At 42.8% G+C, this 23,691-nt stretch carries 13 protein-coding genes; 9 read left to right on the top strand and 4 right to left on the bottom strand.

The window, feature by feature from the left end:
• Window positions 1-406 precede the first annotated feature (406 nt).
• The 9 genes from FD723_RS32020 (at window position 407) to cls (ending at window position 18,672) form a co-directional block, all read left to right on the top strand.
• A complete protein-coding gene (locus tag FD723_RS32020) occupies window positions 407-2,152 on the top strand; it encodes a ShlB/FhaC/HecB family hemolysin secretion/activation protein (protein ID WP_372743831.1) in 1,746 nt (581 codons plus the stop codon).
• 116 nt (window positions 2,153-2,268) lie between these two features.
• A complete protein-coding gene (locus FD723_RS32015; protein WP_179068935.1) occupies window positions 2,269-4,728 on the top strand; it encodes an S-layer family protein in 2,460 nt (819 codons plus the stop codon).
• A gap of 153 nt (window positions 4,729-4,881) precedes the next feature.
• A complete protein-coding gene (locus tag FD723_RS32010; protein WP_372743830.1) occupies window positions 4,882-7,368 on the top strand; it encodes a filamentous hemagglutinin N-terminal domain-containing protein in 2,487 nt (828 codons plus the stop codon).
• Between the two features lie 111 nt (window positions 7,369-7,479).
• Complete coding sequence (locus FD723_RS32005; protein WP_179068933.1) at window positions 7,480-10,026, top strand: CHAT domain-containing protein; 2,547 nt, start codon at window positions 7,480-7,482, stop codon at window positions 10,024-10,026.
• A 660-nt stretch (window positions 10,027-10,686) separates the two neighbouring features.
• Complete coding sequence (locus FD723_RS32000; protein ID WP_179068932.1) at window positions 10,687-11,607, top strand: DUF928 domain-containing protein; 921 nt, start codon at window positions 10,687-10,689, stop codon at window positions 11,605-11,607.
• Window positions 11,608-11,718: 111 nt separating this feature from the next.
• Window positions 11,719-14,595 carry a CHASE2 domain-containing protein gene (locus FD723_RS31995; RefSeq protein ID WP_179068931.1) on the top strand — a complete coding sequence of 959 codons (2,877 nt, stop codon included), beginning with the start codon at window positions 11,719-11,721 and terminating at the stop codon, window positions 14,593-14,595.
• Window positions 14,595-15,896 (top strand): response regulator, encoded by a 1,302-nt coding sequence (locus tag FD723_RS31990; protein WP_372743829.1) that lies wholly within the window; start codon window positions 14,595-14,597, stop codon window positions 15,894-15,896. Before FD723_RS31995 ends, FD723_RS31990 begins: the two co-directional genes overlap by 1 nt.
• Window positions 15,897-16,182: 286 nt before the next feature.
• Window positions 16,183-17,013, top strand: a complete 831-nt coding sequence (locus FD723_RS31985; RefSeq protein ID WP_179068929.1) for an endonuclease/exonuclease/phosphatase family protein — start codon at window positions 16,183-16,185, stop codon at window positions 17,011-17,013.
• A 216-nt stretch (window positions 17,014-17,229) separates the two neighbouring features.
• Window positions 17,230-18,672: a cardiolipin synthase gene (gene cls, locus FD723_RS31980; RefSeq protein WP_179068928.1), complete on the top strand. Its 1,443-nt coding sequence runs from the start codon at window positions 17,230-17,232 to the stop codon at window positions 18,670-18,672.
• 349 nt (window positions 18,673-19,021) lie between these two features.
• Here cls and FD723_RS31975 read toward each other — a convergent pair whose 3' ends face one another.
• The 4 genes from FD723_RS31975 to FD723_RS31960 form a co-directional block, all read right to left on the bottom strand.
• Window positions 19,022-20,653: a mucoidy inhibitor MuiA family protein gene (locus tag FD723_RS31975; RefSeq protein WP_179068927.1), complete on the bottom strand. Its 1,632-nt coding sequence runs from the start codon at window positions 20,651-20,653 to the stop codon at window positions 19,022-19,024.
• Between the two features lie 121 nt (window positions 20,654-20,774).
• Window positions 20,775-21,716 carry a LysR family transcriptional regulator gene (locus tag FD723_RS31970; protein WP_179068926.1) on the bottom strand — a complete coding sequence of 314 codons (942 nt, stop codon included), beginning with the start codon at window positions 21,714-21,716 and terminating at the stop codon, window positions 20,775-20,777.
• Between the two features lie 247 nt (window positions 21,717-21,963).
• The gene (locus FD723_RS31965; protein ID WP_179068925.1) at window positions 21,964-22,752 is read right to left on the bottom strand and encodes a BMC domain-containing protein; all 789 of its coding nucleotides are present in this window, start codon (window positions 22,750-22,752) and stop codon (window positions 21,964-21,966) included.
• Window positions 22,753-22,809: 57 nt separating this feature from the next.
• The gene (locus FD723_RS31960) at window positions 22,810-23,583 is read right to left on the bottom strand and encodes a transferase (protein ID WP_179068924.1); all 774 of its coding nucleotides are present in this window, start codon (window positions 23,581-23,583) and stop codon (window positions 22,810-22,812) included.
• Window positions 23,584-23,691 lie beyond the last annotated feature (108 nt).

Here is a 23,691-nt window from a genome sequence, read left to right as displayed (position 1 = left end):
AATTAAGACTGCTAAATCAGTCTAGTAGCATATTAAATCTGCCTGATTATTTTGTTTTGGGAAAAATAATCAAACTCAGATTATGAGACTTCAATTTTATCAAGTTTTGAAGCTTGATTTCCTAACAAAAACTAAAATTTTTAGACAAAAATGGAAGCAAAAAAACTGTCATCCTTTCAGTTATTGTATTCTCTCAAAGTGATACAAAAGGTAAAATTTATTTCAAATGCTTACTGAATCCTTAGTGCTACAAAGCATTGCTTATTCAGTCAGACTGAATTCTGATCCAAGGTGGAGCCTCTTTGCCTCCTGATTCCTCTTTTTTGCAAATTTCAAGGAGAAGGGTGCAGTGAAAGAAGTCGTTAAAGAAAACTCTATTATTAAGCCAGTATCTTATAGTCAAAAAATACTACATAATACTCTAAGTATTATCTCTGAACTACGACCTTTAGCATTTGGGTTTATTTTGGCAGCAGTGCTATGTAATTGTCAGGAGGCCATTGCCCAAACCCCTAATTCTCAAATCTTACCGCCTAGCCGATTAGAAGAAGTTCCTGTCACTCCCTTGCCTATGGATGTGTTGCCGAAGCCAGCAGACAACAATCAATTGCTTCCTTTACCAACAATACCAGATCAATCAATTCCGAAACAGGATGACTCTAATACCAAATTTCGGGTCGATCGCGTTGAAGTAGTTGGTAGTACAGTTTTTAAACCAGAACAGTTTGCAACTATTACAAAACCCTTTGTGGGAAGAGAACTGACATTTGCAGAATTATTGCAAATCAAAGATGCAATCACCAAGCTCTACACCGATAACGGTTATGTCACCACAGGAGCATTGATTACGCCGCAGACAATAGAAGCTGGAACGATTAAAATTCAGGTGATTGAGGGCAGTCTGCAAGAAATCAAAATCATTGGTAATAGACGATTACGTAGTCAATACATTCGCGATCGCATCCAACTTGGTGCTGGCAAACCGTTGAATGTACCACACTTACTAGAAAAACTACAACTACTCCGCCTTGATCCGCGAATTCAAAACCTGTCAGCCGAGTTGCAGACAGGCGTGCATCCGGGAACTAATGTGTTGCAAGTTGAGGTTAAAGAAGCAGAAACTTTTAAGCTGACAACAAGCCTGGATAATGGGCGATCGCCTAGTGTCGGTAGTTTTCGCCGGGGAATAGATTTGCAAGAAGCGAATTTATTAGGCTTGGGCGATACCCTGAGCGTAGGATACGCCAATACTGATGGTAGTAATAGCATTAATGCCAATTACACACTACCGATTAATGCCTACAATGGCACTATATCCTTTGGGTTTAGCCAGGGATGGAACCACGTAATTGAACAACCATTCAGCGTCCTTGATATTCAGTCAAATAGCCGAACTTACGAATTGGGCTATCGGCAACCACTGGTGCAAAAACCAACCCAAGAATTGGCAATTGGACTGTCATTCTCGCGCCAGGAAAGCCAAACTGAGTTGGGTCTTGATAACATCGGGCCGTTTCGACTCTCCCCCGGTGCAGATGCCAACGGAAAAACCAATATTTCGGCTCTGCGCTTTTTTCAAGAATATACCCAGCGAAGTAACCAGTATGTATTTGCGGCGCGATCGCAATTGAGTTTTGGTGTAGATTGGTTCGGTGCTAATGTTAGTGATACTGAACCAGATAGCCGCTTTTTCGCATGGCGAGGACAAGCGCAGTGGGTACGGCAATTAGCACCAGACACTCTATTTTTAGCCAGGGGCGATTTCCAATTAGCAGCAGATTCCTTAGTGCCTTTAGAGCAATTTGGTCTTGGTGGACAGCTAAGTGTCAGGGGTTATCGCCAAGACGCATTACTCACAGATAACGGCCTGTTATTTTCGGCAGAATTTCGAGTCCCCATTGTCCGCGCTGACAAGATTGGCGGGGTACTACAACTTACACCATTCATTGATGTGGGCAAAGGCTGGAATGTTAAGGGCGACAATCCATCACCGAGTACCCTTGTTAGTACTGGGTTGGGGCTGTTGTGGAAACAGGGTGATGACTTATCAGCCCGCCTAGATTGGGGCATTCCTTTAATCTCGGTGGATGGTGAAAAGCGATCGCTCCAAGAAAATGGGTTGTACTTCTCACTACGTTATTCGCCGTTTTAAAGCGATCAATAATCCCTCTATGAATACGGATCGCTCAGAAAGTTTTTAATTCAAAAAGCTCTCAGGGTATTGAGAGTCATAGGTTTAGGCAATTGGGAATTTCGGTGAACTAAACAATGAAAACAACCTCTATTTGGCTGTGTATTCTGAATAGCATGATGCTTGTATCTTTGGGTACTGTACTCCTCTGGAGCAATTCGAGCAACGCCCAGGTGACACCTGATAGCACTCTTAACACCACCGTCTCCCAAAGCGGTAATAACTTCACTATCATCAATGGCAATCAGATCGGGAAAAACTTGTTTCATAGCTTCAGCCAGTTCTCCTTGCCTACAGGTGGTTCTGCCTTCTTCAATAATGCCACCGATGTGCAAAACATCTTTGCCCGTATCACAGGCGGTAGTGTATCTAATATTGATGGTTTAATCCGTGCCAATGGTAGCGCCAATTTATTCCTGCTCAATCCGGCGGGTATTTTGTTTGGGTCTAATGCTCAACTAAATATTGGTGGATCATTTTTTGGAACAACTGCAACCAGCATCAAGTTCTCTGACGGAGTGGAGTTTAGTGCTACCAATACTACACCAGCCCCTTTGTTGACGATCAATGTGCCAGTTGGCTTGCAATTTGGTAGCAATCCAGGAGCCATTACCGTCCAAGGGTCAGGACACAATGCCCAATTAGGCGACTCACTTCAGGTTTCTGGATTAAGTCTTGGTGCAAGAGGATTACAGTTGCAACCTGGAAAAACGCTGGCATTGCTGGGTGGGAATGTTGCCTTAGATGGAGGATTGCTCTCCGCACCAGGGGGACAAATAGAACTGGGTAGCATCACTAGCGGAAGCGTCGCCATCAATTCCATCCCTGAAGGATTTGCGCTGAGTTATCCTAATGCTTTGAGTTTTGGCGATATTCAGCTCACCCAACGAGCTTTAGCATCTACACGCGATCTCAGTGGGCAAAGGGGAGGAGCCATCCAAATTCAGGGTAAACAGGTCAGCATCCAAGATGGTTCACTGATATTAGTACAAAATCGCAGCAACCAAACTGCTGGTAATATTGCAATCAATGCTATGGACTCCCTCCAGATTATCGGCAAATCTCCTGATTTTAAGAGTTCCAGCAGTTTAATTAATGAAACTATATCTCCAGGTGCGGCAGGCAATATTATTGTTACCACCCCAAAATTGAATATTGATGGGGGTGGGTATATCTTCGACCGTACCTTTAGCACAGCACCAGGTGGCAATATTGCAATCAATACTGATGAAATGCGGGTGAATGGTTTTGCCTTTGGAGATCCTTCTCCTTTTCGAGCAGTCAGCCAGATATTAGCCGCTTCCTATGGGACTGGGAAAGGTGGAAATATTGCTATCTCCACTCAAAACCTGTCTATTTTAGCTGGCGGCAATATAGCAGCAAGACCCTACAGTTTTGGTAATGGCGGCGATCTCATCGTGAAGGCAGATACAATTCAGGTGACAAATGAGGGAGCGCCAAAGGGTTTATATTTTAGTCTGTTGTCTACTGCCACATTCGGGTTTGGTAATGCAGGGGATTTGAAAATCGATACTCGCACACTCTCAGTTCAAGCTGGCGCCAGAGTGTCAGCTTCTAGCATAGTTTTAGGAAATGCGGGTTCACTGACTATCAATGCGTCTGAATCAATCGATGTGAATGGTGTCAAAGATGCACAAAATTCCAGCTATATTGGTACGGCAGTTCGTCCTGTTAGTGGAGTTTCTCGCGCTACTTCAGGTAACACCACAATTAAAACCCCAGTTCTTAACATTAGTAATGGTGCAACCGTTTTTGTCCAAAACCTTGGCTCCGGTAAAGCTGGTACTCTAAACATTCAGGCGAACACCTTACGACTCGACAATGGGGCTAGTATTTCAGCATCTACTAAAGCAGGTGGAGGTGGGAACACTAATTTGCAACTGCGGGATCTACTATTGATGCGTCATGGCAGCTTGATCAGTGCAGAAGCAGGTAACAGTGGTAATGGTGGCAATATTACGATTAATGCTCCGAACATTGTGGGTTTAGAAAACAGTGACATTATTGCTAATGCAGTCCAAGGAAAAGGTGGCAATATTCAAATCACTACCCAGGGAATTATTGGGTTGAAATATCGTCCTCAACTGACTCCAGAAAATGACATCACTGCCAGTTCACAGTTTGGGGTTAGCGGTACTGTTCAAGTTAATAATATTGGTGTCGATCCCAATTCTGGGTTAGTTGAACTACCAGCAAATGTCACCGATCCATCGCAGCAAATAGCTAGTGGTTGTTCTGCAAACCAAGGCAGTCGATTTGTCGCCACGGGACGGGGTGGTGTAGCGCAAAATCCCAATCAGCAAGTAACGAGCGATCGCACTTGGTCTGATACCCGTAATCTGACTGCATTCCAGAAAAAGAGCAATGTTACCACTCAAACGCCTGCATCACCAGAAGTTTTCATCCAAGCTACTTCTTGGCATCGTAATGCCCAAGGCAAAATTGAGTTAGTTGGCGATAAATCTTCTACTCAGGTGCAACAGTCGTTAACCTGTGCTGCTGTTAATAAAGGTTAATTATATGATCCACAATGTCATTTATTTAGGGAACTCTAAATATAAATTACGTGAAGGAAGTTTTTAGTGATGAGAGCGATGTCTAACGACAAGCCACAAAGCGCCTACGCTTTTCTAATTATATTAACAACTGGGTTATTTACTCCAGGGATAATGCGACCAGCGATCGCTCAGGTAATATCTGACGGTACTACCAAGACCATTGTTAATCCCAATGGTAATAACTTCACAATTATTAATGGTATCGAAAAAGGCAATAATTTATTTCACAGCTTTAGTAATTTCTCAATACCTGCTGGCGGTTCAGCAACCTTTGATTTAGTGAATACACCAACTATTACAACTATATTTAGTCGGGTCACGGGTGGAAATATTTCCGATATTAATGGATTAATTAGCACTATTAATAATAGTAACTCGGTAAGTTTGTTTTTAATGAATCCTGCGGGGATTGTGTTTGGTAAAAATGCCGCGTTGAATATTGGCGGTTCGTTTATCGCAACGACGGCGAATAGTATTAAGTTTGCCGATGGGGTGGAATTTAGTGCGACTAATCCCGGAGCGATACCATTGCTGACGATGAGTGTCCCCATTGGCTTACAAATGGGCAGTAATCCAACCCCTATAACAGTTCAAGGTACAGGTCATGCCCTAACAACTGTCAGTAGCCTCACCCCCATCACTCAAAACCCCAGCTCCTCAGAACTGAGGGTAAAGCCAGGAAAAACCTTGGCACTGGTAGGAGGCGACTTAAATCTTACCGGGGCAACCTTGAACGCGCCTGAAGGACGTGTGGAATTGGGCAGTTTAAGCGGAGTAGGATTGGTCAGCTTGAACCCCATCTCTCAGGGTTATCACTTAAGTTACGAGAGCGGGCAAAGCTTTGCAGATATCCAACTCACCCAAAAATCCTTGTTGACTGTAGGAGCATTAGCCAGTTTAGGGGCATTGAATGCTGGTTCAGTACAGTTACAGGGAAGGCACATTCAAATCAGCAATGGTTCAATTATATTTTCCAAAAATCTGGGAAATGTCGCTGGGGGTGAAATTTTTTTACAGGCCTCAGAAGGGATTAATATTGTTGGTACAACAGCCAATGCCCAAATTCGTAGTGGCATCCGCTCTGAAGGGTTGAATACTGGCACAGGTTCACCCATCCATATCATCACTCCCCAATTAACCCTCTCACAAGGGGCAGGAGTCAACACCAATGCTTTTGGATTGCCTGCCAGTGGCAATATTCAGATTGATGCTGGGACAGTTGATTTATCTGGTTTCTCTCCTATCAACCCCACAGGAGTAACCACCCTGACTACCTCTTCCCGAACAGCTAAATCAGCAGGCAATCTCTCCATTAACAGTGATAATCTACTGGTTTCTGGGGGAGCAGCCATCTCTTCAGTAACATTTGCAACTGGTTCTACGGGGCAAGTCACCATTCGCAATAAAAATACGACTGTCACGGGAGATAACCCGGCAGGACTCTATAGCAACATTAGTGCAATCACTTACGGTACAGGCAATGCCCAAACCTTGACGTTGGATACTAACCGATTACAACTGCTCAATGGAGGAGCGTTAGCAACCACATCCTTCTTGATTGGTCAAGCTGGAAATTTAAATATTAACGCGACGGAATCAATTCTAATTGATGGGCACAGCCAAGCTAACAATAGCAGTATTAACTCAGCCGTCCTTGTCTCTCCACCATTAATCAAACAGTTATTCAATTTGCCAAATGTTCTGTCAGCGAATGCAGGAACCGTGAATGTAACCACCCCAACTCTGACGCTGACCAATGGTGGTGCAGTCAGTGTTACCAACCAAGGTACAGGTGATGGGGGTAATATCAAAATTGTTGCCAATAAGATGTTTTTAGATAGTCAAGGCAGCATTCAAGCTCAAACAGCATCGGGTGAGGGAGGCAATATTAGCTCACAAGTCAGCGATCTGTTGTTGCTACGCCACAATAGTTTGATTAGTACGACATCGGCGGGTAATGGTAATGGCGGCAATATTAGCATCAATGCTCCTATTATCGCTGGACTGGAAAATAGTGACATTGTTGCTAATGCTGTGAAAGGAAAAGGTGGCAATATTGATATCACTACTCAAGGTATTATTGGTCTAGAATACCGCAATACCCTTAACCCTAGAGAAAACCAGACCAACGACATCACAGCTAGTTCCGAATTTAATATTAATGGCACGGTACAAATCAATAATGTTGGTGTCGATCCAAACTCTGGTTTAGTAGAATTGCCAGAAAATCCCACAGACCCATCGCAACAAATAGCCAGTGGTTGTTCTGCAAATCAAGGTAGTCGATTTGTCGCCACGGGACGGGGTGGCGTACCGCAAAATCCCAATCAGCAAGTGACAAGCGATCGCACTTGGGATGATATGCGCGACATCTCTGCGTACCGAAAAAAGAGTTCCGTCACTGCACAACTTCCAACCACCCCAGAAACTCTTATTCAAGCCACTGGTTGGGGACAAAATGCTCAAGGCAAAATCGAGTTAGTTGCAAATCAACCTTCTACTCAGGTGCAACCATCTTTAACCTGTGCGGCACTTCCTAAGAAGAATTTAGGCCAGATCCGCGACTTTTTCAAAAAGTCGCGGATCGCACAGCCGTGAGTGGTTGCCGATTTATATAGAAGATCGAAATCAGAAGGTTAGGCAATATAAGCCCTTCTACTGTGATGTAAGTGATTTTTCAAAAGCTGTGATCAATCTTGGTAACTATCTATGATTTTCCAAATTAAACAAACTCGTTGGTTATATGTCAGTCTCAGTATTTTAAGTTTGTGTTTAGCACTTACCATTACACCTGTAAAAGCATCTGTACCAGTAACAACCACAGTTCTTTCTTCTCAACCTAGCAATTGGCTAGAGCAAGGACGGAATCTCTACCGTTCAGGACACTTTACAGAAGCAGTAACGATTTGGGAAACGGCAGCACGACAGTATCATAGCCAAGGCGATCGCACCAACGAAGCCCTAAGCTTGAGCTACCTTTCACTGGTACAACAGGAATTGAATCAATGGGAAGCAGCCAGCCAATCTATTGAGCAAAGCTTGAAATTGTTGCAAACCTCTATTCCCTCTGCTGATGCAATTCTCTGGGCGCAGGCACTCAATACCCAAGCAAATTTGCAATTGCACAATGGCAAAGCCGAAACTGCCCTTGAAAATTGGCAACAAGCTCAAAAATATTATGAACAAGCAGGCGATAAAATGGGCAGCTTGGGTAGTCAAATTAACCAGGCACAAGCTTTACAAAGTTTGGGATTTTATCGCCGTTCTAAACAGCAGTTGGAGGATCTCAATCAAAAGTTAAAAGCAATGCCAGATTCAGAAATTAAAGTGAGTGGGCTGCGATCACTTGGTTTAGCTTTGCAAATAATTGGCGACTCTAGCAAGAGTCAAAAGGTGTTAGAGCAAGGTTTGGCGATCGCTCGTAAAATTGAAACTACACCTCAGTTGAGTTCCATCTTACTTAGCTTAGGAAAAACCAGCGTTGATTTGCACGAGCCAGAGGTGGCATTAGATTACTTTCAACAAGCAGAACAGCTAACCACAAATCCAAGCGATCGCTTAGAGGCGCGTTTAGCTCAGTTTAAGCTTTTCCTCGATTATGACAAGTTTGAGTTGGCTACCACACTTGCACCTCAGCTACTACAACAACTTGGAGAACTACCCCCTAGCCATACCTCTCTCTACGCAGCGATCCATTTTGTTGCTATCCTGAATCGACGGTCAAATCCTGACCGAATCTTACCACTGAAAGACCTGGCACAACTGATGGCAGTTACAGTCAAATCTGCACAAAAAATCCAAGATGCTCAAGCAGAAGCTTATGCACTGCATCAGTGGGGAAAACTCTATCGTCGGACAAAACAGTTATCACAAGCACAGGAATTAACTCAGAAATCCCTCAACATTGCGCGTCAACTCCAAGCTGACGAGATCATTGCTCAATCGGCTTGGCAGATAGGACAGTTATATAAAGAACAAGGCGATCGCCCAGAAGCAATTAGTGCCTATACTGAAGCGGTCAAAGCTTTAAAATCAATTCGGGGGGATTTAGTTGCTGTCAACCCCGATGTTCAGTTTTCTTTTCGTGAAAGTGTGGAGCCTGTTTACCGCGAACTGGTTAGTTTACTTTTAGATCGGCAACCAAATCAGGCAGCACTAATGCAAGCCCGTGATTTAATTGAGGCATTGCAAGTTGCAGAACTCGATAACTTTTTCCGGGAAGCTTGTTTAGATAGAGCGCAGCAGATTGACCAAGTTGACCCCAGTGCAACTGTAATTTATCCGATTATCTTGCCAGATCGCCTCGCAATCATCCTCTCTAAAACCGGACAACCTTTGCGTTATTACGTAACCCAAAAATCTCTTACCGATATCGAACAAACTCTAGAAAAATTATTAGTTAGCTTCAATCCTGTCTCAGATTCCCAAGAGCGCGATCGCTTGTCCCAAGAAGTTTATAATTGGCTAATACGTCCGGCGGAAATGGATCAAGCCTTCAAAGATACCAAAACATTAGTATTTGTTTTAGATGGTCGATTACGTAATATACCCATAGCAGCTCTGTATGACGGTAAGCAATATCTGATCGAGAAGTATGCTATTGCCCTCTCACCAGGAATGCAATTAATGGCTGCGCGATCGCTCCAGCAAAATCATATTGGTGCGATCGTTGGTGGCATCAGTCAATCTCGTAATGGCTTTAGCGCTTTACCTGCCGTCGAATCGGAAGTTAAGCAAATATCAAGGACAATGCCATCTTCAACATTGCTAAATAAGCAATTCACCAGTCAAGCCCTGGCCGATAGCGTCAAATCTAGTAGTGCAGGTATTGTCCATCTAGCAACCCACGGACAGTTTAGCTCCCGCCTTGAAGATACCTTCCTGCTAACTTGGGATGGAGAAGTCAACGTCAAGGAATTATCCGAACTTCTCAAAAATCGGGGTAACGAGCCATCGAAAGCGATTGAGTTGCTAGTACTGAGTGCCTGTGATACAGCAGCAGGAGACGATCGCGCCGTTCTGGGACTAGCAGGACTGGCTGTCAAATCTGGTGCCCGCTCAACCATTGCCACTCTCTGGCCTGTCAAAGATAAAGCAGCCGAAATGCTGATGACGCGCTTCTATGACCAACTGCGACAGCCCAAAATCTCTAAAGCTGAAGCCCTGCGGCAAGCCCAAATTAGCCTGCTCCGCCAAACTGATTTCCACGATCCTTTCTTTTGGTCTGCCTTCGTTTTAGTTGGTAACTGGCTGTGAAGGAGTTAACAATTCAAAATTCAAAATGACGCTCTCTACGTTCGCGCAGCGTGTCGCAGACAGACGCTGCGCGTAGCTTGCTTCCCCGCAGGGGTACGAAGACTCGCTAACAAAATTCAAAATTAAAGAAATTTCAGACAGGGATTTAAAGTGCAAGCTTCACTCTCAATACTGTTTGGTTAAGGCAAGAGACGCGATGAATCGCTATCTCTACAATCATGAATGAGTTTTTCGTTTTGATGACAATTTATCCCATCTTTATAATCTTGAATTTTCATCAAAAAACCTTAACCGAACCATATTGGCTTCACTCTATTTTCTGATCTCCTGACCTCTTTTTAATCACGTAAATTTACTCAGTTAATATCTAAATAAATGTCAGAATCATTACACCATAATCAGCAAAATTCATTTATATTTGTAGTAGGTATTGAAAGCTTTAGCTGTTAGCTGAACTGATTTTCCCAGCTGATTCCCACAGTCAGAATAAATGTACTTAAATAGGTCAGCGTCAAGAATTATCGTTGGGATCAGGCAGGGAACAGGGGGCAGGAGGCTGAGGAAAAAAGGGTTTTAACCTTATTTACCTTTCTTCACACAGTTTGCTTTTATTAGACCGACTTACTTTGTATCACCATTTCTCGAAGGAAATCCAACATCATGAAACGTCGATATTTAGCTAGTGCATTAAGCGTCATCGCTCTGCTTGCTAGTGGTACATGGAACAGTGCCTATGCTGTGACATTTACCCCACCAATCACCAATGGTACTCCCAGCCAAGCAACCGGTGGAGCTTCCCGTGGTAATTTCTTTATTCCTACTTCTGGTAAAGGCGCTCCCAGCCAAGCAACGGGAGGAGCTTCTAGAGGCAGCCTCTTTACACCTGTTGCAGGGAAGGGTGCGCCTCAACAAGCAACAGGAGGAGCTTCCCGTGGTAGTTTGTTTACACCTAGTGCTGATAAAGGCACTCCTCAACAGGCTAGTGGGGGAGCTTCCCGCGTTGGTACTTACTACTTAAATCCTGCAACTACAGGATCGGCAGGCCCAGCAGCCCTAATCGCACTCCTACCGCAAAGCTTCTATGGCACAACTGTGTCTGAACGCCCTACAATTCTGGTATATCTCCCGACTTCTAATGCAGAAGAAGCTGTGTTTAGCCTCAAGGATGAAACTGGCAATACGCAGTATCAAATGACCATTCCTATTGCTCTCAAAGCTGGCGTGATCGCTGTAAAATTACCAGATGATGCACCCACTTTAGCTGTTGGCAAAAACTACCATTGGTTCTTAGCTGTCAAAGTGGATGGACAACTCAGCCCAAGTACGCCTTATGTTGATGGTTGGATTCAACGCATCCAGCCTACGGCTGAACTGGCAACAGCGATGCAGCAGAAAGATGCTTTGAAGCGGGCGGCAGCTTTTGGTAAAAATGGAGTTTGGTATGACTGTGTGGAAACACTGGCAACCCTACATAATGCTCAACCGACAAATGTAACTTTTACCAAACAATGGGAAGAACTCCTTTCTTCAGTTAGCTTGAAGGAGATTATGACAGCCCCGTTATTCGCATCTGCTAACTAACAGCAATTTGAGTATGGGGCATTGATCTGGGGTATGGGGCTTAGTTATTTTCCCTAATCCCTGCTCCCCAGTCCCTAATCTCAGCTTCCGAGTCCCTAATCCCCAGTCACCATGTGGCGTAGATTCCAGACCTTTATCCAACGCACTCGTAGCGTTTTGATTATTACTCCCACTGTTGCTTTGACTGTCATTGTCGGGCAGTCATTGGGATTTTTCAATTTACTTGAATGGAAAATTCGTGATGAATGGGTTCGTCAGCGATCGTTTCCGGTGATCGCAGATGAGATTGTGATTGTCACAATCGATGAGCGCGATATCCAATCAGTACGTAAATGGCCAATTCCAGATTCGGCATTGGCAAAATTACTAGAAAAGATTCAGGCGCAGCAACCCAGAGCCATCGGACTGGATCTCTATCGAGATTTACCGGAGGGAAGCGGACATGAAGAACTGGTCAAAATATTCCGTAGCACTCCCAATTTAATCGGTGTTGAGAAAATCATCGGGGAGCGTGTCAATCCACCACCAGAATTGAAGAAACTCGATCAAGTTGGATTAGCAGATTTGGTGTTGGATGGCGATCGCTTTGTGCGTCGCGCCCTCCTGACGGCAGTCGATACCAAGGAGAAAGGTACGCTCAAAGCTGGGCTGGCAACTCAGGTGGCGCTCAAGTACCTGGAAGCCGATAAGATCACCTTAGAAAGTATTGACCCCAAGCAGCAAAAGTTTCAGTTGGGCAAAGCAATTTACCTCCCGCTGAATAATCAAGAAGCAGGCTACTCCGATGGTGATTTAGGCGGGTATCAAATTCTGCTCAATTGGCATGGAACAGAGGCGGCATTTCGGACAGTTGCCATGCGCGATGTTTTAGCAGGACGAATTCCAGCCAAGATGATGCGCGATCGTATGGTGTTTATTGGCTCAACCGCCGCTAGTACCAATGACTTCTTTAATACACCCTTCAGCTCCTCTTGGATATCTACTCAAAAACCTACGCCTGGGGTTGTTGTCCATGCCAATATTGCCCATCAACTGGTACAAGGGGCAAAAATCGGGAAGGGAACCTTGCACGGCGTTTCTAGCATAGCTGCGTCACTCTGGATTATTTTATGGTCTGCGATCGGTTCTAGTGGTAGTTGGCTCTTATCCAGTCGCAGACTACGGATTCCTGGCGGCAAAATTCTCTGGGCAACTGTAGGCATCAGTGGCGTATATATCGCGGGTGGCTATGGGATGTTTTTGTCTGGCATTGTGATTCCAGTCACACCTGCTTTAGCCGCATTCATCAGCAGCGTAATTGCAACAACAAATGCCTATAAACAAAGGCAGTTAGAAAAAGCAAATCAGCAACTAGAAATTGTCAACGCTCAACTATTGGATTATTCCAAAACTCTGGAGTTCAAAGTTGAAGAGCGAACTCATGAACTCTTGGAGGCAAAGCAAGCTGCTGATGCTGCAAATGAAGCAAAGAGTGAGTTTCTGGCAAATATGAGCCACGAGCTACGCACACCGCTTAATGGCATCCTTGGTTTTGCCCAAGTGCTAGAAGTATCACCAAACATGACAGAGAAAAATCTGGAAGGAATCAGCATTATCTACCAATGTGGAACACATCTCCTGATGCTGATCAATGATATTCTCGACCTTTCAAAAATTGAAGCTCGTAAATTAGATTTGGTTGCGACTACTGTAAATTTGTCCACTTTCTTGCATGGTGTCACTGAGATTTGCAGTATTCGAGCGAAACAGAAAGGGATTGCATTTAATATTTTAATCAGCGATCGCTTACCAGTTGCCATTGAAGTCGATGAAAAGCGGCTACGGCAAGTTTTGATCAACTTACTAGGCAATGCTATCAAATTCACAGACAACGGTAGCGTCAACTTCAAAGTAGATATCATTGCTCAAGAGTCCTTGGTTATTGGTCAAGAGTTTAAACCAATGACGCCACTTGCTACAAGCCGGGAAACCCGTTCAACGCAGGGCTGCACAAATGACAATGGACAAATGACACACCAGAAGATTCGCTTCCAGATTGAAGATACAGGTATTGGGATGTCACCAGACCAACTAGAGAAAATCTTTTTGGCCTTTGAGCAAGTAGGTGAAGCTGGACGAAAATCTGAAGGTACTGGGTTGGGATTAGCAATCAGTCAAAGAATTGCGACATTAATGGGAAGCCAAATTCAAGTACAAAGTCACCTGGGTGAAGGTAGTCTTTTTTGGCTAGATTTGATTGTACCAGTACCAGTTTCCCATGACTGGCAGATAGAAGCTATGTTTACGCCGACTATAGATGCAGCACCAACTCACCAGAAAATCATCGGTATTCGGGGTACTGGGCCTCAAATTCTCATTGTCGATGATGATATTAACCATTGTTCTATGTTGGCTAATTTACTCCAAGGAATTGGCTGTCGAACCCTGGAAGCAAGTGACGGTAAACATGGGCTACAAATGGTAACTGAACATCACCCAGATGTAATTCTGCTGGATTTAGCCATGCCTAATATGGATGGCTTTGAGTTCATGGTTAACTTACAAGAAAATCCCCAAACCCATACTATTCCGATTATTGTCTCTAGTGCCAGTGTATTTGAGGAAAATCGGCAACGCAGTTTTGAAGCAGGGGCTACAGCATTTTTGCCGAAACCCCTACAAATTGATGAACTATTTAATGCACTGCGATCGCTACTAAGAGTGCAGTGGATTTATGCTCAATCCACACCTCAAAAGTTATCTTACCAGCCCGAACAGAAAACCAATGCTGAATTGGTTCTGCCATCACAGGATGTTTTGCAACAACTTTATCATCTGTCAATGATGGGAGATATTCCGGCGATCGAAGGAATAATCAAAGAGTTAATTCAGCAAGATAGTCAGTTAATTCCCTTCGCAACTGAGTTAAGCCAATTTACTGTCAACTTCCAAACCGGAAAAATCCGTAAGTTCCTTAAAAATTTTGTAACAACTGAGTCACATCAATGATGCTTGAATCTTTCTTGAAGCCAATGCATATACTTTTGGTAGACGATAATCCCAACAATCTCAAAGTGCTATCAGAAGCGATTCAGAGATGTGGTTGGAAAACACTCATGGCAACCGATGGAGAATCCGCCATTGAACAAACAGAATACGCCATTCCCGATCTCATTCTCTTGGATGTGATGATGCCAGGTATTGATGGATTTGAAACTTGTCGTAGACTGAAAGCCAATTCCATCACTCAGAATATTCCGGTCATTTTTATGACTGCTTTGGCTGATGCAACAGACAAAGTTAAAGGACTGGAAATTGGTGCAGTTGACTATATTACCAAACCCTTTCAGCATGAAGAAGTCATTGCTCGATTAAAGTTACATCTAAACATCTCCCACCTTACCCGTACCCTAGAACAAAGAGTCCAAGAACGCACCGTAGAATTAAGCCAATCTCTACAACAATTACAACAAACCCAATTACAACTAATCCAGAGTGAAAAAATGTCCACTCTCGGACAACTTGTTGCAGGCATAGGTCATGAGATTAATAACCCAATTAGTTTTATTAGTGGAAATTGCTCTCATATTGAAGAATATGTAAAGGATCTCCTGCGTTTGGTGAATCTCCAACAGCAAAAGCTACCACATCCAGACCCAGAAATTGAAGAACTCGTTGAAGAAATTGACTTAGACTATCTGGTTGAAGATTTACCAAAAATTGTGGGATCAATGCACCAGGGGATTGGTCGTCTGAAAGACATTAGCCTCTCTCTGAGAACCTTTGCTCGATCTGATATCTCATCTATGATCGAGTTTCAGATTCACGAAGGTATTGATAGTACCTTAATGCTCTTAAAACATCGATTACAAGATCAAGGAAAGCGCTCTAAAATCGAGATTATCAAACAATATGGTGAGTTACCTCCAATCACTTGCTATCCCGGACAACTGAACCAGGTATTCATGAATATTATCGCCAATGCTATTGATGCATTTGATGACCTCCACCAAAACCACTCAGTTCAAGAGATTGTTGCTGCTGCCCCTCACATCATCACGATTGCTACATCAGTTGAGCATCAGCAAAAAACTGTTACAATTTGCATCGAAGACAATGCTTTTGGTATGCCTCCTGAAGTGCAAGCTAGAATTTTTGAACCATCTTTTACAACTAAAGCTGTAGGCAAGGGAACTGGGCTAGGATTAGCTATCAGCTACCAAATTATTATTGATAAGCACAATGGACAAATCAACTGCTTGTCAACTTATGGAAAAGGAACGAAGTTTATAATTACTCTGGCAATTTAAATATACCCAAAAGCGCAGCTCTCTTCGAGTCTGTGGTAGCGAGCATTTTTGAGTCGCGTCTGAATAACCTGACTTTTCCCATTAAGTCGTGAAACATCGCAATGACTGTAAATATTTTTGTCTGACTACTTATCATATACGTCTAATCACTTACGATATTTCATTGCGTTGGCGTAAGCCTTCCCGCAGTGTATGCAACGAACTGGAACTTACTCATTCGGAGAACCCCCAGGGTAGCAACTATTCAATAGCGTTAAGCTAGAAGAAATCCATTTTAATATTAGTGATGTCTAATATTCAAGAACACGTCAATACTCTCATAACTAAATTTGTTCCAGGTTATAGATTTCTGCGTTTGCAAGAACTGACAATTGATAAAAATAATTCCCTCCAAACAGAAATTGATAGTAAATCAATTAAAATTCTCAATTGGAATATTGCTAAACAAAACTATAATAAAAATTGGGTAAAAGATTTTGTAAAAATTATTGATACTTATCAACCAAACCTGATATTTTTACAAGAATTTTCTCTCAAATTAGAAGCAGATGAATGGGGCAAATGGCTGAAAATGAATTGGAGCTTTGCACCTAACTTTGTAGATATTCATCATCAAACCTATTCGGGGATTTTCACAGCAGCTACAATCAGTCCAATTAGCAAAAAAGTTATCACTACTCAACATCTTGAGCCGATTGTGAGAACTCCTAAAATTTCTTTAATTACTGAGTATCTGCTATCTGAACAAAGCACAACTCTCTTGACAATTAATAGCCATTTGATAAATTTTGTAGATTTAAATAAATTTAAAATACAACTTCAAGAATTAGAGCTAGCGTTATCTATACATCGTGGCCCACTAATATTTTCAGGAGATTTTAATACTTGGAGTCGAAAAAGAGCAGTTATCCTCAATCAAGTAACAACAAAACTAGGGTTAACACCTGTAGTTTTCGCACCTCATCATCAGGATAAAATTAAACGCTTCCTATTCTCACCCCCTTTAGATCATATCTTTTACCGAGATATCAGTGTGAAGAAAGCTAGTGCGAAAGTGCTAGACGAAATTTGTTCATCAGATCATAAACCATTGCTGGCAGAATTTACTTATAAGTAAGTAGACGCAATTAAATATAAAATGTCATTGCGTACTCTTTCGGAGAACCCGCAGGATACGGAACGAAGTGAAGCGTGGCAATCTCAGTCTTTGCAATTGCAACTCAGACGCTCCGCGAACACTTCGTAGCCTGCGGGAAGGCTTACGCCAACGCAATGACGAACTATCTTATATTTATTTAGATCCACCTACTTAGCAATACTCAAAAAAATTAAGATGCTTGTAGATAGTAGTGTTCTCGCAATTTTTAGCACAGCTACAGTTGTTGTTCATCTTGTGGGAGTTACACATGCAGCCCATGCAGTGATGAATGTGCGTTCTTCCCAAGGGGCAATTGCCTGGAGTATTTCTCTAATTACCTTTCCCTGGCTAGCAATTCCGTTGTATTGGATTTTAGGAAGAACTAAATTTCATGGATATGCTGAAACACTGCGCTCAGTCTATGCACAACACTACAAGCTTTTACATCCTACTTATAGTGAACTGATTAAATTTCAAGTTGCGCCACCAGATAATCTCGCTGAATTACAACCATTAGCGGAGACTTTTACAGATATTTCTTTCACATCAGGGAATGCTGCCGAATTACTGATTAATGGTCAGCAAACCTATGAAGCAATGCTAAAAAAGATTGCAGCGGCGACAAATTATATTTTGTTGCAATTTTATACTGTTAACGATGACCAATCAGGTAATGAGTTTAAAGAAGCGTTGATTGCTAAAGCCAAGCAAGGAATCAGCATCTACTTTCTCTACGATGAAATTGGTTCAAAGAAACTATCTCGTCCTTATATCGAGTCTCTACAACAGCATGGAATTGCAGTCAGTGCATTTAATACCACCAAAGGTCAAGGTAATTGGTTCCAATTTAATTTTCGCAATCATCGGAAAATTTTGGTCGTGGATGGAGAAATAGCATTTGTCGGTGGACTGAATATTGGTGACGAATATTTAGGAAAAAATCCTCGATTGAGTCCCTGGCGCGACACCCATATCATGCTTGAAGGCCCAACTGTGCAAAGCCTACAAAATTCCTTTGTGCGAGATTGGTATTGGGCGACTCGAAAACTTATCGAAGTTAATTGGCAGGTAAAAGTTAATCAGGAAATTAATCAAACTGCATTTATACTTCCTACAGGTCCCGCAGATCGTTTGCCAGCTTGTAAGCTTTTTTTCGTCGAACTAATTAATCAAGCTCAAACTCACCTCTGGATTGCTAGTCCATACTTTGTGCCGGATGAGGCAACATTGTCGGCTTTAAAACTGGCAGCAATGCGAGGTGTAGATGTACGAATCATCTTACCAAATCGACCCGATCACTTATTAGTTTATTTATGTTCCTTCTCTTACTACACTGAGATGGAAACAATCGGGATCAAATTGTATCGTTATAAAAATGGGTTTATGCACCAGAAAATTATAGTAGTTGATGAGAATCTTGCAGGAGTAGGAACTGTGAATTTAGATAATCGCTCTTTTTCTCTAAATTTTGAAGTTATGGCTTTTGTTACCGAGCCTCAGTTTGTCCAAAGCGTGAAAAAGATGTTGGAGGATGATTTAGCCGTCTGTGTTGCTGTTGATCTTCATGAGTACGATAAAAAACCTTTTTGGTTTAAGTTAGCTGTGAGAGTCTCGCGATTGCTGACTCCTTTACTTTAACGTGAGTCTTAGTTAAGACAAGAGACGCGATGAATTGCCGTCTCTACAATAATTTATCGGATATTTGCGCTCTACAATTTTTGCTGGCGGCAGAGCCAACAGGAGCAGCATTTCCAGCCGGAGGCTAAAAACGAGATTTGAAGAGGCTTCTAGCTGAAATTGATACCAATGGCAAGAGTCCACCCCAATACTTGTCGGGTTTTGGGGAAAAGGGGAAAGAAAAAACCTTTAACCTTTAACCTTTTCCCAAAACCCAATTCCGAGTTAAAAATCCACAAAGCGAGCAGTATTGGAGTCCACCTCACAAGAGTTATGGTTTTTTAGCAGAGAATTAACTTTTTAGGATTCCCTAAATATCTAACCCAACTACCATTAAATCAGGCGAATGTTCAACACTAAACTGATAATATATTTCTCGCCGCTCTTGGGGAGGAAGAGTTAATAGCCATTCTAAAATTCCCATTTCACCAAGTTGAATTTGTGGGTTACTGCGACTAAGACGCACTTTAATTTGCTCGTTGCGGCTAACTGGCAATTGTTCTGTTAGTTTCAGATTTAGTTCTTTGTCGAGTAAGTTAGTAATTATTAACCGATAACTGTAAGTAGTTCGGCGCTGGCTGCTAATTAATCTTTTATCTACCAAACGCTCAACTAAGTCGCGCTCTATTTTTAAACCTTCATCAATTCCTAAATTCAGTTTGAATTCTTGCCCTGGGGCAATATTGTCTAACCCAGTAGTGCCGACAAAAACGTTGTCGCGAAAAATATTCGCTTTACCTGCTAACAAAGTCGCACCGTTGGGATTATTTTTCACATTCGCTTGTAGATAAGCGAAGCTTACCAAGCGTGGCATTGCGACATAATCGAAGCTACAAGGATAATCATCGTTGAAAATCGTAGTTTTATGGGGTGCGCCATCACTGGGAATGTTGCCGCCACTATTCAATTTAAAGGTAACTACACTCCCTTGTTTGGATACTTCTGCTATAACGGTTTCTGCTGGAATGAGACTATCCTCGGCAGCTTCGTCTTGTTCTTGCCAATCTGCTCTGGCGGCAGCAGTAGGCGGCTCTACTATGCTAGGCAGCAGTGGTGGCTGGGCATCAAATTGTCGTCGGCGTAACATTTGGGGACGTGGTGCATCAATATACCAGGGTTCAAGTTTCGGTGGGAGTGTACCTAATCCTGGTTTAGCGGTAGAAAGGGTAAGATTTGCACCAATCCAATCTTCGCCAGTGCTTTGGGTGATTTCTGCAAGGTAGCTCAGATGCACAATATCGCTGGTAGTGCTAAAACGTAAGTCATAAAGCGGATTCCAACTAGCCCGATTTACTATGTAGGATACCTCTAATTCAAATTCGCCTTCACCCGCTACTTCGACTGCGACAACTAAGCTAAAACTCTCTTTCGGATGGGGTGTTTGGATTTTTTGCAATGAGGTGTGGAGTGCTTGCAGTTGTTTGTCTAATTCCTGCTGTTGGGTTTTGCACTCTCCAGATGCGATCGCATATTCACTATACTGGCTTCCAAGAAAGTTCAAAAAATCTAAAGTTTCGCTGAGGCTGAGATTTTTCCGAGACAAACTCTGTGCAAAGGGTTCTTCTGTTTTTTCACGTAAGCCAGCGATAAAACTAGATTGCAATGCTAAAGCATCCACTTGGGCTTGTAGGTGGCGTTTTTCTGCTTCTAGTTGCTGAATTTGCCTTGTTAAATGTGCTACTCGCTCGGCTATCGGTTCAGTAGTGTAAATGCGATCGCTACTAACTCCCAGCAAGCGCACCCCTACCGTACCTGTACCGCTAACCCTGACAGACTCGGTTTCTAGAGTCATTGGCACTGGGGCAATTACTAATTCTTGTTCAATTCCTGTTAAATTAACAACACCCCGCCGTGTAACCAATGCTCTATCAGTATACACAGTAACAGCTACAATCTCGCTTTGTACTGTTTTGCGCCAAGACGCTAGTTCCGGGTTAACCACTACTAGTTTTCCCCCATTTTTAATGATTCTGCTGGTTAATTGTCAATGTTTCTCGGTCTAAGAGTCAACCCCTTTAGGTAATTCGTAATTCGTAATTCATAATTACGAATTACAAATTATTTTACCCATGAATTGGTTCGAGCGTACTAGAAGGAATATCAGCGTTTTGCTCGACAAAATTCTTTGCCGCAGCTAGTAGATACTCATAATAGGCACGAGCTACGATAGAGAGTTGCTTGCCAGATGGGTAAACCATGTACCAATATCGCTGAATGGGGAAGTGTTGTACATCTAAAATGCTAAATTCTGAAGTGTCTGATAGTAAGGTATGACGAGATAAAACAGAAATACCTAAACCACCTGCGATCGCTTGTTTAATTGCTTCGTTACTTCCCAATTCTAGCTTGACTTTTACTACTACCCCTTCTTCTTCAAAGAGCTTTTGGACGGCGCGGCGTGTTCCTGAACCAGGTTCCCGCATAATAAAAGGTTCGTGACACAGGCGTTGGATAGGAATATTTTTTTCTTTGGATAACGGATGATTAGTCGGTGCAAATACGATCAAAGGGTTTTCTAAAAATGGTTCACAAGTCACATCTATAGTGTCTGGAATTTGACTCATAATATATAAGTCATCCAAATTCTGACTCATCCGTTCTAAAATTTGTTCGTGATTTGTTACTTGTAGCGAGATATCAATCCCTGGATAAAGTTCGCAAAATGGCCCTAGCAAACGTGGGATAAAATATTTTGCTGTTGTAATCACTGCCAAGCGCAATTGTCCCTGTTTTAGCCCTTTTAAATCTGCCACCTTCATTTGATACTGGGCTATATTATGAAAAATCTGCCGACAAGTGGCAAATAACTCCCGTCCGGCTTCCGTCAGATACAATCGCTTCCCCACTTGCTCAAATAATGGCAGCCCTACCGTTTTTGTAAGTTGCTTGATCTGCATAGAAACGGTAGGTTGGGTGAGAAACAATTCCTCAGCAGCACGAGTAAAGCTACTGTGCCGTGCCGCCGCCTCGAACACCTTTAACTGGTGCAGCGTCGCTTGGTTCAAGGGTGATTCTCCTGTAGTATATAGCGATTAATAGATATAAAACTAGTATTGCTGAACACTGGCAAATGATATAGTGATGCTCACAGAAAGTTACGAGTTTTATCATAGATAAAACTCTATTGCTTATATTATAATAAGGGTATTTTATTTATGGATTTAAGAAGCTATTATCAGAACAGCTAAAGCGTAAGATGCCTTCCATCTCCTGATGAATGATGAATAAGGATTTTCCCAAATTCATCTATCATCATTCATCATTCCATAATTCTTCTGTAACTTTTGTCGGTAGCTTGGTTAAGTCTGGTAATCTTAATACTTCGATTTCGGCAACTTGTTCTTTAATATTCACTGGCAAGTTTAACGGTTCCCGTTCTTCTATCCAGCAGCTTGCCAATGGCAAGGTTAACTCCATTTCATCAAGGGGTCGAGGAATTACCATCACAGCATTCAATTCCCCAATACGTTCTGCTTCAAACATTCCCGCTTCCACTGCTACCGCCACATTGGCTACGGAACCACGAATAATCGCTGTACACAAACCCGCACCAATTTTTTCATAAGCTGCTAAATGAACATCAGCAGCTTTGAGCATGGCATCACACGCTCCTACCATCGCGGGAAATCCCCGCGTTTCTACCAAACCAATTGCTTGATTACTCAGACGGCTGTAATTGCCCTCTTGCATCAATTTAGTGAAACGGGTTGTGATGGGAAGTACTATATCTAGGTTGGGATAAGGTCGGGGAATCACCAAACTAGAAACTAACTGACCAAATTGTTCAGCTGTTTGTACCCCTGATTCTACCGCCAGACGCACGTCAGCAATTCCACCCCGGACGATCGCAGTACAATGACCACTACCAGTTTTTTCATACCCAACGAGGTGAACTCCTGCCGATTTCAGCATCATATCCGCTGTACCAACGATCGCGGGAAAGCTGCGGGTAGAAACTAAACCTAAAGCAGTATCCTGAAAGGTTTCTTGACTACTCGCCCCTTGGGTGGTGCGAATAGACCGTTGATTATATGTTTCCATAATGAATTCTCCAAAATACGGAAAAAGCCGACACCTTACAATTAACACTTACTCGAACTAATCGTCAGAGTTTGGGTTGCTCAAGGATTGTCTATGAGGAAACAATGTAGTCAACAATCTGCTGATGCTCCCTTGTCCATAAATCTGAGTCCCGAAACCATTAGGGGATTCTGTAGTTGGCTGACTGGGGTCTGAATGATATTCTGTAGACTCTTGGGCGGCTGACTCCAAGGTGGAGTTAGCATCATTGGCAGGTTCCTCCACGGGAGGAGACTGACTTTCGGGAGTAGCGGGAGATTTAAAATAAGAAATCGACTTGTTTTGTTTGAAATCTACAAAAGCCGCAGCTGAGAAGTTAGTTGAGGAAATTACCTTTTCCTTAACTTCACCTGAGCCATTTTCCTCTTCCTTTGGCGGTACTGCATTTGTAGAAGTAGGGTTATTTGTAGATGGTTCTGGTTCCTTGATTTGGCTAATCTGCCGACTGGTGTCTCCTAAAATTGAACCAGGTGGTACTACTTGTCCAGGTTCAACTGAATAGTTAAAAACTGTTGTTGCTGAACCAATACAAGCATTTGCTCCAATTTTGCCCTTGCCAACCATCAAAAAACCGGCTCCCAGGTTTGCACCTGCTTCTACCTCTAGAGTGCCTTCATGGACTTGGAGAATTGCTCCCATACCAATACAGACCCCTGGCCCAATGATGATCTTGCTATTTACAGCCGCTTGGAGGATCACCCCAGGTGCAAGTACCGCGCTTGGATGAATAGTCACCTCACCACTAATGTAAGAATCAAAGTTATTGCTGAGGCGCAGTGGCAGCACAGACATGGAAATTTTAACCTCGGAAGCAGGTGTAGTGCTGAGTGCTGAGTGCTGAGTAATTAGTATGTTCCAAAATCTGAGCTTACAGCTAGTTTAACTGGTGTCTTTAAAGTG

The sequence above is a fragment of the Nostoc sp. C052 genome (assembly GCF_013393905.1).
Taxonomy (GTDB): Bacteria; Cyanobacteriota; Cyanobacteriia; order Cyanobacteriales; family Nostocaceae; genus Nostoc.
This window is presented reverse-complemented; position numbering and strand designations above follow the sequence as displayed.

Coding starts and splice junctions, on each gene's coding strand:
- FD723_RS31990 (WP_372743829.1), top strand. CDS start 14,595: ATGCTTGAATCTTTCTTGAAGCCAATGCATATACTTTTGGTAGACGAT.
- FD723_RS32000 (WP_179068932.1), top strand. CDS start 10,687: ATGAAACGTCGATATTTAGCTAGTGCATTAAGCGTCATCGCTCTGCTT.
- FD723_RS31985 (WP_179068929.1), top strand. CDS start 16,183: ATGTCTAATATTCAAGAACACGTCAATACTCTCATAACTAAATTTGTT.
- FD723_RS32010 (WP_372743830.1), top strand. CDS start 4,882: ATGCGACCAGCGATCGCTCAGGTAATATCTGACGGTACTACCAAGACC.
- FD723_RS31995 (WP_179068931.1), top strand. CDS start 11,719: ATGTGGCGTAGATTCCAGACCTTTATCCAACGCACTCGTAGCGTTTTG.
- FD723_RS32005 (WP_179068933.1), top strand. CDS start 7,480: ATGATTTTCCAAATTAAACAAACTCGTTGGTTATATGTCAGTCTCAGT.
- FD723_RS31960 (WP_179068924.1), bottom strand. CDS start 23,583: ATGTCTGTGCTGCCACTGCGCCTCAGCAATAACTTTGATTCTTACATT.
- FD723_RS31965 (WP_179068925.1), bottom strand. CDS start 22,752: ATGGAAACATATAATCAACGGTCTATTCGCACCACCCAAGGGGCGAGT.
- FD723_RS32015 (WP_179068935.1), top strand. CDS start 2,269: ATGAAAACAACCTCTATTTGGCTGTGTATTCTGAATAGCATGATGCTT.
- cls (WP_179068928.1), top strand. CDS start 17,230: ATGCTTGTAGATAGTAGTGTTCTCGCAATTTTTAGCACAGCTACAGTT.